The sequence below is a fragment of the uncultured Tateyamaria sp. genome (assembly GCF_947503415.1).
Taxonomy (GTDB): Bacteria; Pseudomonadota; Alphaproteobacteria; order Rhodobacterales; family Rhodobacteraceae; genus Tateyamaria.
In genome coordinates this window covers 99,711-113,925 of sequence record NZ_CANNDS010000005.1, presented here as the reverse complement: position 1 = coordinate 113,925, position 14,215 = coordinate 99,711, and the positions used below count along the sequence as shown (strand labels likewise).

At 59.2% G+C, this 14,215-nt stretch carries 15 protein-coding genes; 7 read left to right on the top strand and 8 right to left on the bottom strand.

From position 1 onward, the window contains the following. Positions 1 to 3: 3 nt before the first annotated feature. Genes sufB through Q1A32_RS21415 form a run of 3 tightly spaced genes read right to left on the bottom strand, consistent with a single transcriptional unit; the run spans position 4 to position 3,146 of the window. Positions 4 to 1,527 (bottom strand): Fe-S cluster assembly protein SufB, encoded by a 1,524-nt coding sequence (sufB, locus tag Q1A32_RS21425; protein ID WP_299612607.1) that lies wholly within the window; start codon positions 1,525 to 1,527, stop codon positions 4 to 6. Between the two features lie 20 nt (positions 1,528 to 1,547). Further along, positions 1,548 to 2,627, bottom strand: coding sequence for a cysteine desulfurase family protein (locus Q1A32_RS21420; RefSeq protein ID WP_299657821.1), 1,080 nt, complete (start codon positions 2,625 to 2,627; stop codon positions 1,548 to 1,550). A gap of 57 nt (positions 2,628 to 2,684) precedes the next feature. Then, entirely contained in the window at positions 2,685 to 3,146 is a 462-nt protein-coding gene (locus Q1A32_RS21415; protein WP_299612603.1) for an Rrf2 family transcriptional regulator, read from the bottom strand. 158 nt (positions 3,147 to 3,304) lie between these two features. Here Q1A32_RS21415 and Q1A32_RS21410 point away from each other — a divergent pair, with 158 nt between their 5' ends. The 4 genes from Q1A32_RS21410 (at position 3,305) to Q1A32_RS21395 (ending at position 6,086) form a co-directional block, all read left to right on the top strand. After that, complete coding sequence (locus Q1A32_RS21410; RefSeq protein WP_299612601.1) at positions 3,305 to 3,958, top strand: alpha/beta hydrolase; 654 nt, start codon at positions 3,305 to 3,307, stop codon at positions 3,956 to 3,958. Further along, entirely contained in the window at positions 3,958 to 4,197 is a 240-nt protein-coding gene (locus tag Q1A32_RS21405; protein ID WP_299657819.1) for a hypothetical protein, read from the top strand. The genes Q1A32_RS21410 and Q1A32_RS21405 overlap by 1 nt, the downstream gene beginning before the upstream one ends. Further along, complete coding sequence (locus Q1A32_RS21400; protein WP_299657817.1) at positions 4,194 to 4,772, top strand: HD family hydrolase; 579 nt, start codon at positions 4,194 to 4,196, stop codon at positions 4,770 to 4,772. The genes Q1A32_RS21405 and Q1A32_RS21400 overlap by 4 nt, the downstream gene beginning before the upstream one ends. Before the next feature lie 99 nt (positions 4,773 to 4,871). Beyond that, positions 4,872 to 6,086 (top strand): NADP-dependent isocitrate dehydrogenase, encoded by a 1,215-nt coding sequence (locus Q1A32_RS21395; protein ID WP_299657816.1) that lies wholly within the window; start codon positions 4,872 to 4,874, stop codon positions 6,084 to 6,086. Here the strand turns inward: Q1A32_RS21395 and Q1A32_RS21390 are convergent. Continuing rightward, positions 6,083 to 6,874 carry a class II glutamine amidotransferase gene (locus Q1A32_RS21390; RefSeq protein ID WP_299657815.1) on the bottom strand — a complete coding sequence of 264 codons (792 nt, stop codon included), beginning with the start codon at positions 6,872 to 6,874 and terminating at the stop codon, positions 6,083 to 6,085. The two genes, Q1A32_RS21395 and Q1A32_RS21390, sit on opposite strands and share 4 nt — an antisense overlap. A gap of 3 nt (positions 6,875 to 6,877) precedes the next feature. Continuing rightward, entirely contained in the window at positions 6,878 to 7,084 is a 207-nt protein-coding gene (locus tag Q1A32_RS21385; RefSeq protein WP_299657814.1) for a DUF6356 family protein, read from the bottom strand. Positions 7,085 to 7,199: 115 nt separating this feature from the next. Between Q1A32_RS21385 and Q1A32_RS21380 the strand changes: the two genes are divergently transcribed. From Q1A32_RS21380 to typA, 3 genes are read left to right on the top strand one after another with little or no spacing between them, the layout of a single operon-like run. Further along, complete coding sequence (locus tag Q1A32_RS21380) at positions 7,200 to 7,658, top strand: Lrp/AsnC family transcriptional regulator (RefSeq protein ID WP_299657813.1); 459 nt, start codon at positions 7,200 to 7,202, stop codon at positions 7,656 to 7,658. 12 nt (positions 7,659 to 7,670) lie between these two features. Continuing rightward, a complete protein-coding gene (locus Q1A32_RS21375) occupies positions 7,671 to 8,006 on the top strand; it encodes an SMR family transporter (RefSeq protein ID WP_299657812.1) in 336 nt (111 codons plus the stop codon). Positions 8,007 to 8,066: 60 nt separating this feature from the next. Further along, complete coding sequence (gene typA, locus Q1A32_RS21370) at positions 8,067 to 9,884, top strand: translational GTPase TypA (RefSeq protein WP_299657811.1); 1,818 nt, start codon at positions 8,067 to 8,069, stop codon at positions 9,882 to 9,884. 58 nt (positions 9,885 to 9,942) lie between these two features. Here the strand turns inward: typA and Q1A32_RS21365 are convergent, their stop codons facing one another. The 3 genes from Q1A32_RS21365 to recA form a co-directional block, all read right to left on the bottom strand. Next, a complete protein-coding gene (locus Q1A32_RS21365) occupies positions 9,943 to 10,230 on the bottom strand; it encodes a DUF1330 domain-containing protein (RefSeq protein ID WP_299612573.1) in 288 nt (95 codons plus the stop codon). A gap of 1 nt (position 10,231) precedes the next feature. Then, positions 10,232 to 12,919, bottom strand: a complete 2,688-nt coding sequence (gene alaS / locus Q1A32_RS21360) for an alanine--tRNA ligase (RefSeq protein WP_299657810.1) — start codon at positions 12,917 to 12,919, stop codon at positions 10,232 to 10,234. Between the two features lie 166 nt (positions 12,920 to 13,085). Then, a complete protein-coding gene (gene recA, locus Q1A32_RS21355; RefSeq protein WP_299657809.1) occupies positions 13,086 to 14,165 on the bottom strand; it encodes a recombinase RecA in 1,080 nt (359 codons plus the stop codon). Positions 14,166 to 14,215: the final 50 nt, after the last annotated feature.

Genomic DNA, 14,215 nt, shown 5'->3' with positions numbered 1-14,215 from the left:
CGCTTAGCCCACCGATCCTTCGAGCGAAATGGCCACAAGCTGCTGCGCTTCCATGGCGAACTCCATGGGCAGCGCTTGCAGCACGTCCTTGCAGAAGCCGTTGACCACGAGGGCGACCGCCTCTTCCTCGTCCATGCCACGGCTGCGGCAGTAGAACAGTTGGTCGTCGTCCACCTTGGACGTTGTCGCCTCGTGTTCCACGCGGGAGGAGTTGTTTTTGACCTCGATATACGGGACCGTGTGTGCACCGCATTTGTCACCGATCAAGAGCGAGTCGCATTGCGTGTAATTGCGTGAATCCTTGGCCTTTGGATGCATGGACACCAGACCGCGATAGGTGTTCTGGGCCTTGCCAGCGCTGATCCCTTTGGAGACGATGCGCGACTTGGTGTTCTTGCCCAGGTGCACCATTTTGGTGCCCGTATCCGCCTGCTGCATGTTGTTGGCGATGGCGATGGAATAGAACTCGCCCTGGCTGTCATCGCCGCGCAGGATGCAGGATGGGTATTTCCATGTGACGGCTGAGCCGGTTTCGACCTGCGTCCACATCACTTTGGCCCGGTCGCCCCGGCAATCGGCGCGCTTGGTGACGAAGTTGTAGATACCGCCCTTGCCGTTCTCGTCACCGGGATACCAGTTCTGAACGGTGGAATACTTCACCTCAGCATCTTCCATGATGACGATTTCTACGACCGCCGCGTGCAGTTGGCTGATGTCGCGCTGGGGGGCGGTGCACCCTTCGAGATAGGACACATAGCTGCCTTTGTCCGCAATGATCAGCGTGCGTTCGAACTGGCCGGTGTTTTCGGCGTTGATACGGAAATACGTGGACAGTTCCATCGGGCAGCGGACGCCCGGCGGGACATAGACGAACGACCCATCCGAGAAGACGGCAGAGTTCAGCGTGGCATAGAAATTGTCCTGCACCGGTACGACCGATCCGAGGTACTTTTTGACCAGCTCGGGATGTTCCTTGATCGCCTCGGAGATTGAGCAGAAGATCACGCCCGCCTTCTTCAGCTCGGCCTGGAATGTGGTGCCGACGGACACGGAATCGAACACCGCGTCCACAGCGACCTTGCGGCCTTCGGCGGGCATATCTTCGGCCCCTTCGACACCGGCGAGGATCATCTGTTCCTTCAGAGGAATGCCCAGCTTTTCGTATGTGGCGAGCAGCTTCGGGTCGACCTCGTCCAGCGACTTGGGCTTCACTTCCATGCTTTTCGGGCGGGCGTAATAGTACTGGTCCTGAAAGTCGATCTCGGGGTAATCGACCATCGCCCAATCGGGCTCTTTCATCTGCAGCCAACGCTCATAGGCTTGCAGACGCCATTCGGTCATCCATTCGGGTTCTTCGTTCTTTTCCGAGATCAGCTTGACGATGTCGGGGGTCAGGCCCTTGGGGGCGTATTCCATCTCGATGTCGGTTGACCAACCGTATTTGTAGGCACCCCCGACCTCGGCAACGGCATCCACCGTTTCCTGATCCACGCCTTCCTTGACGATCACGTCTTCCATGTCTGACATCCCTCTCGCAACTGAACGGATTACGCCGCCCGCGCCTCGTGTTTCTTCAACTTCTGCGCCCAAACCTCGGCAAAGCGCAAAACGTCGTCTTCTGTTGTGTCGAGGCCCAGCGACACGCGCACCGCACTTGCCGCGTCGGCCTCTGAATACCCCATCGCCATCAGCACCCGGCTGGTCTTGACCTTGCCACTTGAGCAGGCAGAGCCCGCCGAAATGGCAAAACCGGACAGGTCCATCTGCATCACCTGCGTCTCGCCCTTCCAGCCGGGCGTGATGAAACAGGAGGTGTTCGGGAGCCTTGACGACCCTTTCCCGACAAAAATAGTCGTCTTGCTGGCGGCAGCAAGGGCGTTTTCTAGAATATTTCTAAGTTTCTCGATCCGGTCCCATTTTCCGGCCTCGACATCGCGTTGTGCAGCCTCAGCTGCAGCGCCAAATCCGGCGATGCCAATGACATTTTCCGTACCGGATCGGCGACCCATTTCCTGGCCGCCGCCCCGAATTTGTGCCGGCACATCCACGCCAAGTTTAAGGCAGAGTGCGCCAACCCCTTTTGGCCCGCCAAACTTGTGTCCCGAGATCATCAGGTAGTCGGCCCCCAAATCGCCCACGGACGTTCGGAATTTGCCAACCAATTGAACAGCATCCACCAACACGTGCGCGCCATTGGCCCACGCAACCTGCGCCCAACGGAAGTTGTTCTGCAACACGCCGGTTTCCGAATTCGCAGCCTGTACCGCCAACATGCTGCCCTCAACCGTATCGAAAGGCAGCAACTCCCCGTCGCGGTCCACGGGCAACGCATATTTCTGATGAACACGAACCGCATCATGTTCGACATGCGCACATGTCAGATTGTGCCCGGCCACGGCCAACTCCGCCGCTTCGGTTGCGCCGGATGTGAACACAACTTCGTTCCGGTCGATTCCCACAAGCGCCGCCACCTGCGCGCGCGCCTTCTCGACAATTGCCTTGGCCGCCCGCCCTTCGGCATGCACGGATGACGGGTTGCCGACCACATCCATGGCACGCAGCATCGCCTCGCGTGCTTCCGGTCGCAAAGGTGTCGTGGCGTTGTGATCCAGATAGACGCGGCTCATGTTTCTTCTGACCAGAAATACCACGGGGGGCTTGGGGGGCTGGCCCCCCATCCGACATCAGCCATCATCGACAACCGCAAAAAGGTTGGGCACCGCCGGACAGGGTGCCAGTTCATTCCCGATCACATCCGACAGGCGGGTCTGGTGCAGGAACACATAGACATGGGCGCTCAGTCCCTCCCATAGCCGGTTTGTCAGCGATTGCGCTTTGGACCCCGAGGCCGCACCGGAGGCCCCTGCCCCCTTGTGCATCGCATCCACGGTTTCATCGACCGCCGCAAGAATGTCCGAGACGCGGATATCCGACGCCGACCGTGCCAGCCGGTACCCGCCCCCCGGACCGCGCACAGATGTCACCAGATCGGCCCGCCGCAGCTTGACAAACAACTGCTCCAGATATGGCAAGGATATGTCCTGGCGACCCGCGATATCGCCAAGACTGACCAGCTGTTCGCCGGGCTGCATCGCGATGTCAGCCAGCGCCACCATCGCATAGCGTCCCTTCGTGGACAGTTTCATGTCAAAGCCCCCAATTGACGTCACCGACACAAGGTCATACATCCGGTGCCACTGCAGGATGTATGACCTGTCGGAAAAGTTAGAACCGTTCTAAGGTATCCGATCAATTTCGTCAAGAAATCGGAACCGCAAAAAGACGCGCGAGGACAGACACGCATATGCCCGAGGTCATTTTTCCCGGACCCGAAGGCCGCCTTGAGGGCCGCTACCACCCCCAGAAAGAACGTGACGCGCCGATTGCGATCGTGCTGCATCCGCATCCGCAGTTTGGCGGCACCATGAACCACAAGGTGGTGCATGCGCTGCACTATGCGTTCTTCAACATGGGTTTCACCGTGTTGCGGTTCAACTTTCGTGGGGTTGGGCGCAGTCAGGGTGAATACGATCAGGGGATTGGCGAGCTGTCCGATGCGGCCTCCGCCCTCGATTACCTGCAGTCGATGAACAACAATTCCAAGCATTGCTGGGTCGCGGGTTTCAGCTTTGGCGCGTGGATCGGAATGCAATTGCTGATGCGGCGGCCCGAGATCACCGGGTTTATTTCCGTCTCGCCGCCCGCCAACATGTACGATTTTTCGTTCCTGGCGCCCTGCCCGTCATCGGGTCTGATCATCAACGGCACCGCTGATCGCGTGGCCCCGCCCGCGGATACGGAATCGCTGGTGTCGAAGCTGCATGACCAGAAGGGCATCACCATCACCCATACGCAGGTCGAAGGTGCGGGCCATTTCTTTGAAGAGCCGCATCTGGACACGCTGATTGGTCACACAACCGACTATGTGAAGCGTCGCCTGACCGAGACGTCGCGCTGATGGCCGATCCCGTCGTCATTGAAATGGCCAACAAGCTGGCCGAAGAATGCCTTGCCGTGCAGAACGAGGTCGGCAACGACCGGTTGTTCATGGAAGTGGGTGACGTGCTGGGCGCGTCGTCGCAAACGCTGGAAGAGGCATTTTTGACGGCGATCCGCACACGGATGGCGAATGATGCGGGCCGCCGGTTCTTGGCGCAAAAGATCAAGTCGCATCGCGCAGAGCAGGCGTCTGAGTGACGCGACTGGATCAGCAGATCGCCTTTCTGAACGAGGCGGACAAGCTGAAATCCATCATCCGCGCGACCACGCTGGCGGATGGATCGCGGGCCGAAAACAGCGCAGAGCATTCGTGGCACCTGACACTTTATGCGCTGGTTTTGGCGGATCAGGCGGGTCCGGACGTAGACATCAATCGCGTCATCAAGATGCTGATCCTGCACGATCTGGTTGAGATTGACGCCGGCGACAATCCGATCTTTGAAGATGTGGATGCAGCCTCCGTGGCAGCGCAAGAAAAGGCGGCGGCGGACCGTATTTTCGGTCTTTTGCCTGATGATATCGCCGCGTCCCTGCGCCCGATCTGGGAAGAGTTCGAAGCGGCAGAGACGCCCACAGCTCAGTTCGCCAAAGCGCTTGATCGGTTTCAGCCGCCCATGCTGAACCTCGCCTCCGGCGGGGGCAGTTGGACTGATTACAATGTGACCGAAGATATGGTCGCCGCCCGTGTTGGCACGAAAATCGAACGCGGAGCGCCCGGATTATGGACGTATGCCAGCAAACGCATTAGCGCGTTCTTCGCTTCCATCTCCTGACGGCGATTTCTCGGTATACAATTGCATACACACTTCCCAAGCGCGGCGTGACACGCTAAGCGACGGGCAGAGTTTTCGCGCGTGCAAAGGACCCTCCCCATGACCAAGATCAAGGTAGACAACCCCATCGTCGAAATGGACGGGGATGAGATGACCCGCATCATGTGGGACTTCATCAAGAAGAAGCTGATCGAACCTTATCTCGACATCGATCTGCTCTACTACGATCTGGGGATCGAGGAACGCGACCGGACCGAAGACCAGATCACCATCGACGCTGCCGAAAAGACCAAAGAGGTCGGCGTGGCTGTCAAATGCGCGACCATCACGCCGGATGAGGCGCGGGTGGAGGAGTTCGGCCTGAAGAAGATGTGGCGCAGCCCCAATGGCACCATCCGAAATATCCTGGGCGGGGTGATCTTCCGCCAGCCGATCATCTGCCGCAACGTGCCGCGCCTTGTGCCCGGTTGGACCAAGCCCATCGTGGTGGGCCGCCATGCCTTTGGCGATCAGTACAAGGCCACGGATATGAAGTTTCCCGGCGCTGGCACGCTGACCATGAAATTCGTTGGTGAGGACGGGACCGAGATTGAGCACGAGGTCTACAAGGCCGATAGCGCCGGTGTCTTCATGTCGATGTATAATATTGATCCGTCGATCTATGACTTCGCGCGGGCGTCTTTCAACTATGGCCTGAGCCTTGGCTGGCCGGTCTATCTATCCACCAAGAACACGATCCTAAAGCAATATGACGGACGTTTTCTGGAGGTCTTTCAGGAGGTCTATGACGCCGAGTTCAAGGAGCAGTTCGAGGCGGCGGGCATCTGGTATGAGCATCGCCTGATCGACGACATGGTCGCCTGTGCCATCAAGTGGAACGGCGGCTTTGTCTGGGCTTGCAAGAACTACGATGGCGATGTGCAGTCGGACGTGGTGGCGCAAGGCTTCGGGTCACTGGGTATGATGACGTCGCAGTTGATGACGCCCGATGGCAAGATCGTTGAGGCCGAAGCGGCGCACGGCACTGTCACGCGCCACTACCGGCAGCATCAGGCGGGGGAACAGACCTCGACCAACTCCATCGCGTCGATCTATGCGTGGACTGGCGGTCTGAAGCACCGGGCCAAGCTGGACGACAATGCGGCCCTGATGCGCTTTGCAGAGACGCTGGAGAAAGTGATCGTGGACACCGTGGAGTCGGGCCACATGACCAAGGATTTGGCCCTACTGGTTGGCCCCGATCAAGGGTGGCTGACCACCATGGGCTTCCTTGAGAAGATCGACGAGAACCTGAACAAGGCCCTCGCCGGTTAAGCGGCCAGCACGGCCACGCGCGGCGCGAACGGCAGAATGGTTCGATTGCGCCCCTCGAAGGTGACAAAGCTGCCTTGGGGCACCTCGTGCCATTCGGCGTCCTGATCGTAGGGTTCGCTGACCACGGACCAGCCGTTTGTCCTGTCATCCCAGCGGTAATAGAGCGATGGGGCCTGATTGTCCGAGGCATAACGCACCGCGATTAGGCGCTTGCCGTCGGTCATGGCGACGGTCATGCGCACAAGCGGGTCAAAGCCCTGTGCCTCGCCTGCTTCGACAATCATGGCGGTTGCCCGTTCAAGACCGCGCCGCGGGTTGTCGGCAAGGCCCATGCTGAGGGCGACAAGGAAAAGCGCTTCGCTGTCTGTGGCCCCTTTGCGTTCGGGGTAAAGTGCGTCGGCAATACACATGTCGGCGGATTTGCGGAACTGACCGAAATCACCGATCTGACCGTTGTGCATAAAGCTCCAATTGCCGCTGGCGAACGGGTGGCAGTTGTTGCGGCTGGTCGCAGTTTCAGTCGAAGCGCGGACATGGGCCATGAACAAGGGCGCGCGCACCTGATCGGTGAGGGACGCAAGGTTCGCGTCAGACCACGCCGGGAACACGTCGCGGAAAAGGCCCGGTTCGGGGCGTTGATCATACCACGCGACACCAAACCCGTCGGCATTGATCGACGTGATGCTTTGCGATGCGGCACTGGCTTGTTCGATCAGTGAGTGGCACGGGCTGGTGATGACATCTGCCATGAATATGGGATCACCGAGATATGCGCTCCAACGACACATGGCTCAGCGCCCCCGGTTGCGCATGTCGTCATGCATCGCGGTGATCATGTTGCCGGCTGTCTTTTCAAACAGGGCCGGGATGATGGCGTGGACAGAGGCAGCGCCTGCGGCGGCGAAGAGGCGAAAGGCAAAGCGGCCAGCGAACAGAGCGTGTTCGCCATAGCTTTCATCCACGCTGCGGGGATGGGTCAGGAAAAGCCGGGTCAACATGGGTTATCCTCCGTTTGAGTTGAAAGGAATGTAGGAGGTGCGGCGTGGGAACATATCTTTGTTTCAGCCCGCCAACCGGCTTGTGAGAAGATGAAATCCCACGTATCCGAGCGATATGGAGACAATTGACACCCTCGACGCCAAGATACTGCGCGAACTGCAACAGGATGCGTCCATCTCTCTGGATCAGTTGGGAGAGCGTGTAGCGCTGTCGCGCAATGCCTGTTGGCGGCGGGTGCGGGCGCTGGAAGAGGCGGGCGTCATTAAAGGGCGCGTGGCGTTGATTGATCCGGGCGCGGTCGGGCTGGGCCTGATGGTGTTCATGCAAATCCGCACGCACAGCCATGATCCGGATTGGCAGGCCAAGTTCAGCCGTGCGACGCGCACGATCCCCGGCATTCTGAGTGTCTACCGTATGACCGGCGATCTGGATTACCTTATCCGCGCGCGCGTGGCTGATATGGCAGGCTATGACGCGCTATATCAGCAGTTGATTGCGCAGGTGCCGATTGCCGATGTATCTGCCAGTTTTGTCATGGAAGAGATCAAGGACAGTACCGCCCTGCCCCTTTGAAAGTGAGCGCTCATGCCTTTGCACTATATCTATCTGATCGTCGCGGTCGCGGCGGAAACCGTTGGCACGACGGCCCTGCAGGCCAGTGATCAGTTTTCACGGTTCTGGCCCACTGTGGTTGTCGTGATCGCCTATGGGTTTGCGTTCTTCTTTCTGGGCATTGCGCTGAAATACATCCCCGTTGGCATCGCTTATGCCATGTGGTCGGGGCTTGGGATCATATTGATTGCCCTGATTGGCTTTGCCGTCTTTGGCCAGCGGCTGGACCTGCCTGCGGTTTTGGGGCTGGGCATGATCATTGCGGGTATTTTGGTGATCCAGCTCTTCTCGAAGACGGCCACACACTAGGGGTTCCTTTCTGCACTGCGGCGCTATATGGGCCGGGCAACAATCATTGAGGCCCGTTTCATGGATCTGCGCAACATCGCCATTATCGCCCACGTCGACCACGGCAAAACCACGCTGGTGGATGAATTGCTGAAGCAATCGGGCACCTACCGCGAAAATCAGGCGACGACTGAGCGCGCCATGGACAGCAACGATCTGGAGCGCGAGCGCGGGATCACCATTCTTGCCAAGGCGACAAGCGTTGAATGGAACGGCGTGCGCGTGAACATCGTGGACACACCCGGCCACGCCGATTTCGGTGGTGAGGTGGAGCGCATCCTGTCCATGGTCGACGGTGTTGTGCTGCTGGTCGATGCCGCCGAAGGGCCGATGCCGCAGACGAAATTCGTGACCTCGAAGGCGTTGGCGCTGGGACTGCGTCCTATCGTTGTGCTGAACAAGGTCGACAAGCCCGATGCAGAGCCGGATCGGGCACTGGACGAGTGCTTTGATCTATTTGCCAACTTGGGCGCGGATGATGATCAGCTTGATTTCCCTGCGATGTATGCCTCCGGTCGCTCCGGCTGGGCGGACATGGAGCTTGATGGCCCGCGCAAGGATCTGTCGGCACTGTTTGATCTGATCGTGGAGCATGTGCCTGCCCCTGCGCAGGTGGCGGCCCGGGACGAACCGTTCCGCATGTTGGCGACCACGCTGGGGTCAGACCCGTTCATCGGGCGTATCCTGACGGGCCGTGTTGAATCAGGCACCCTCAAAGCAGGTGAAACCGTCAAGGCGCTCAGCCGCGACGGGTCTTTGATCGAAAACTTCCGCTGCACCAAGATCCTCGCCTTCCGCGGTCTGGGCCAACAGCCCATCGACCTGGCCGAAGCGGGTGACATCGTGACCCTTGCGGGCATGTCCAAGGCCACCGTGGCCGACAGCATCGTGGCCCCATCGGTCACCGAGGCGCTGCCCGCCCAACCCATCGACCCGCCCACCATCACAGTGACGTTCGGCATCAACGACTCGCCGCTTGCCGGACGTGACGGCAAGAAAGTGCAGAGCCGCGTGATCCGTGACCGGCTGATGAAAGAAGCCGAATCCAACGTCGCCATCAAGATCACAGACACCCCCGGCGGTGACGCGTTCGAAGTGGCGGGCCGTGGTGAATTGCAGATGGGCGTTCTGATCGAGAACATGCGCCGCGAGGGGTTCGAGTTGAGCATTTCGCGTCCGCAGGTGCTGTTCCAGGAAATTGACGGCGTCCGGCACGAGCCTATCGAGGAAGCCACCATCGACGTGGATGACGAATACTCGGGCGCGGTCATCGAAAAGCTGACCGGCGTGCGCAAAGGCAACCTGGTGGAAATGAAACCCGCCGGTGCGGGCAAGACACGCATCGTGGCCCATGTGCCGTCGCGCGGATTGATCGGTTATCACGGTGAGTTTCTGACCGACACGCGTGGCACAGGCGTGCTGAACCGCGTGTTTCATGAATGGGCGCCGCATAAGGGTTCAATCCCGGGCCGTCGCGCGGGTGTTCTGATTTCGATGGAGAACGGACAATCCGTGGCCTTTGCCCTGTGGAATCTCGAAGAGCGGGGCCGCATGTTCATTGGCGCGCAAGCTGATGTTTATACTGGCATGATCATTGGCGAGCACAGCCGTGAGAATGATCTGGAAGTGAACCCCCTGAAGGGCAAGAAACTGACCAACGTACGGGCCTCTGGCACGGACGAGGCGGTGCGGTTGACCACGCCCATCACCATGTCGCTGGAAGAGGCCATTGCCTATATCGACGACGATGAATTGGTTGAGGTGACGCCAAACGCCGTGCGTTTGCGCAAGCGGTATTTGGACCCGCATGAACGCAAGCGGATGGCGCGCGCGTCTTAAAGGGTTGGACTGGGGGCCAGCCCCCAGACCCCCGGGATATTTTTGGCCGAAAGAAGGCTTATTCGGTGGTTTCGACGATCAGGAGTTCACGCTCTGACGCGCCACGGGCGTGTTCGAGTGCGGCCTGATATGCGTCTGAATGATAGCAACGTTCGGCTGTTTCCACGTCGGGGAACTTTGCAACGACATTCCGGGGGCGGTCCTTGCCTTCAAGCTGTACATAGCGGCCGCCGCGCGCGATGAATTCGCCGCCGTGATCTGCAATGGCGACCGTAGCGCCCGCTGCATATTTCTTGTACGCTTCTTCGTCCGTGACTGTGACGTGCGCAATCCAGAGTGCTGGCATCTTATCCTCCCATGACCGCTTTGGCCGCCGCGATGGCAGCATCCGCGTTGCTTGCATCCTTGGCCCCGCCTTGGGCCATATCCGGGCGACCGCCGCCGCCCTTGCCGCCCAATTGGACCACGGCCGCTTTGACCAAGTCGACAGCGCTGACGCTATTAGTCCTGTCTTGCGTGACGCCCGCTGCCACGGCGACTTTACCGTCGGAATCGGCAATCAGAAGAATTGCACCGGTTTCCATGCGGGATTTGTGCTCGTCGATAAGGGCGGGCAGATCCTTGCCCGGTACACCGCTGAGCACTTGCGCGAGGAAGGGCGTTCCATTTACGTCTTCCGCTTCAGGCGCGGCCTGACCGCCGCCCGCCATGGCCAGATCGCGGCGCAGCTGGGCCACTTCAGCCGCCAGTGCCTTGCGTTCTTCCATCAGCGCCTTGACGCGTGTGGGTACGTCCTGCGCCTGCGCTTTCAACTCGGTCGCGGTCTCGGCCAACAGGTGGTCCTGACCGCGCAAGTACTCCATCGCCGCCTGCCCGGTCAGCGCTTCGATCCGGCGCACACCAGCGCTTGAGGCGCTGTCGCCCAGCGTTACAAACGCCCCGATGTCACCGGTCTGGCGCACATGTGTTCCGCCGCACAGTTCCAACGAATAGGTGTCTCCGCTTGTGCCCTTGCCGGAGCCATACTGACGGCCCATGGAGACAACACGCACCTCGTCACCGTATTTTTCACCGAACAGCGCTTGCGCGCCCAAGGCGCGGGCATCGTCCGGCGTCATGATCCGTGTCTCGACGGGAGAATTCTGGCGGACATAGGCGTTTACTTCTGCCTCGACCGCGCGCAACTGCTCTGGACTCATAGCCTTGCCATGGCTGAAGTCGAACCGCAGCCGTTTGTTGTCGTTGACGGACCCGCGCTGAGACACATGGTCCCCGAGCGCATTGCGAAGTGCTTCGTGCAGCAGGTGCGTGGCCGAATGGTTGGCGCGGATCTCGCTCCGACGGGTATGATCCACTTCCATCCGAACGGGATCTCCTACGGACAGCTTACCCGTATCAACCCTGAGATAATGCGCATACAGGCCGCCAGCGCGCTTTTGCACGTCGCTCACAAAGCCTGAAAAACGTGTCTCGTGATCTTCGCCACTGCCTTCAACGATACGCACATATCCATGGTCTGCGATCTGCCCGCCTGCCTCTGCATAAAACGGGGTTTGGTTAAAGACGACCCAAGCTCCGGCTCCTTCGACTTCCAAAGATTGAGTTTCGGCACCTTCGCCGACGATGGCCAGCACAACGCCTTCGGCTTTTTCGGTGTCGTAGCCAAGGAAGTCAGTGGCCGGATGACGGTCTGCCAAGTCGAACCAAACGGTCTCGTCCGCCGCCTCGCCCGACCCGGACCATGCGGCCCGTGCCTTGGCCTTTTGTTCGGCCATGGCTGCGTCGAACCCATCGGTGTCCACACCGTGGCCTTGTTCACGCAAGGCGTCCTGCGTCAGGTCCAGTGGAAAGCCGTAGGTATCGTAGAGTTTGAAGGCTGCATCGCCCGGTAGATCGGCACCATCAGCCAGCCCGGACACTTCTTCATCCAGCAGTTTCAAACCACGATCGAGCGTCTGTTTGAATCGCGTTTCCTCGGCCTCTAGCGTCTCAGTGATCAGCGCTTGCGCTTGCCCCAACTCAGGATAAGCGGCGCCCATCTGCTGTACCAGCGACGGTACGAGGCGGTACATCACCGGATCCTTTGCACCAAGAAGGTGTGCATGGCGCATTGCACGCCGCATGATGCGGCGCAGCACGTAACCGCGCCCGTCATTCGATGGCATCACACCGTCGGCGATCATGAATGAGGTCGAGCGCAGGTGATCCGCGATCACCCGGTGATGGACGTTTTGATCGCCATAGGGGTCAACGCCTGTCGTATCCGCTGACGCTTCGATCAGCGATTTGAACAGGTCGGTGTCGTAGTTGTCGTGGCTGCCTTGCAAGAGCGCGCCGATGCGTTCAAGACCCATGCCGGTGTCGATGGACTGCATGTCCAGATCGACCATCGAGCCGTCTTCGAACTGCTCGTTCTGCATGAAAACGATGTTCCAGATTTCGATAAAGCGGTCACCATCTTCCTCAGGCGATCCGGGAGGTCCACCCCAGATGTGATCGCCGTGATCATAGAAAATCTCGGTGCACGGACCACAGGGACCCGTTGGGCCCATCTGCCAGAAATTGTCAGAGGTCGCGATGCGAATAATCCGGTCTTCGGGCACGCCGACCTTTTTCCAGATCTCAAACGCCTCGTCGTCGGTGTGGTACACGGTAACGTAAAGCCGGTCCTTCGGAATGCCGAACTCGCCCGTGATCAGGTTCCAAGCGAAAGGGATCGCTTCGTGCTTGAAGTAATCGCCAAAGCTGAAGTTGCCCAACATCTCGAAAAACGTATGGTGGCGCGCCGTATATCCCACGTTATCTAGGTCATTATGCTTGCCGCCCGCCCGGACGCATTTCTGAGACGAGGTCGCGCGGGTGTAATCGCGTTTTTCCAAACCGGTGAACAGGTTCTTGAACTGCACCATGCCGGAGTTCACGAACATCAGCGTGGGGTCGTTGCGCGGCACAAGCGGGCTGGATGGCACCACCGCATGCCCTTGTTTTTCAAAGTAATTCAAGAAGGTCGAGCGGATATCATTGAGCGAGGGCATGTGCGTTTTCCGGGCGTCTGATTGGTCGCACTGACATAGCGCTGCACCGCGGCGGTGTCCACAAACGAAACAGGGCGCCACCCTCGTGACACCCTGTCCCGGATATGTCCGCACCATGTCTGGTCCGTCAGGGATGTTTTGGGCCCAATCCCCGGTGCCCGACGGTTCACGCCTCGAGGATATCGTCGTCCTCGACCTTTTCGCCTTCGGGCATGTCGAAGTCCAACCCGTGCGCGGCACGGATCTTATCCTCGATATCGTAAGCGATGCGGTTGTTTTCCTTCAGGAAGGTCTTGGCATTTTCACGCCCCTGCCCGATCCGTTCGTCGCCGTAGCTGAACCAAGAACCGGACTTTTCGACCACACCCGCCTTGACCCCAAGGTCCAGAAGTTCACCCATTTTCGAGATGCCTTCGCCGTACATGATGTCGAATTCCACCTGCTTGAAGGGCGGCGCCACCTTGTTTTTCACGACCTTGACGCGGGTTGCGTTGCCAACCACTTCGTCGCGGTCCTTCAATGCGCCGATGCGGCGGATATCCAGACGAACGGAGGAGTAAAACTTCAACGCATTGCCGCCTGTTGTTGTCTCGGGCGAACCGAACATGACGCCGATTTTCATCCTGATCTGGTTGATGAAGATCACCATGCAGTTCGAACGACTGATGGACCCGGTCAGTTTGCGCATAGCCTGGCTCATCAGCCGGGCCTGAACGCCGACGCTTGAATCGCCCATGTCGCCTTCAAGTTCGGACTTGGGCGTCAGGGCCGCAACCGAATCGACAATGACCATGTTTACCGCACCGGAGCGAACCAGCGTATCGGTGATTTCCAGCGCTTGTTCACCCGTATCGGGCTGCGAAATCAGCAGCTCGTCAAGGTTCACGCCCAGCTTCTTGGCGTATTGTGGGTCAAGCGCATGCTCTGCATCCACAAACGCACAGACGCCGCCCGCCTTTTGCTGTTCAGCCACGCAATGCAGGGTCAGCGTTGTTTTGCCTGACGATTCAGGGCCATAGATTTCCACGATCCGCCCCATGGGCAAGCCGCCTATGCCCAAAGCAATGTCCAGACCAAGGCTGCCCGTAGAGCTGGCCTTGATATCCTGGATGGCGCCCTCGTCGCCAAGCTTCATGATGGACCCTTTGCCGAACTGCCGTTCGATCTGAGCCAGGGCGCTGTCCAGCGCCTTTTGTTTGTCTGCCGATTTCTTGTCTGTCATGGTCAAAAGGTCTGCCGTTGCCATTGGTTTGGTCCTTTGTGTCATACCCGCCGGGGGGCGGCAATCGCTGCCGC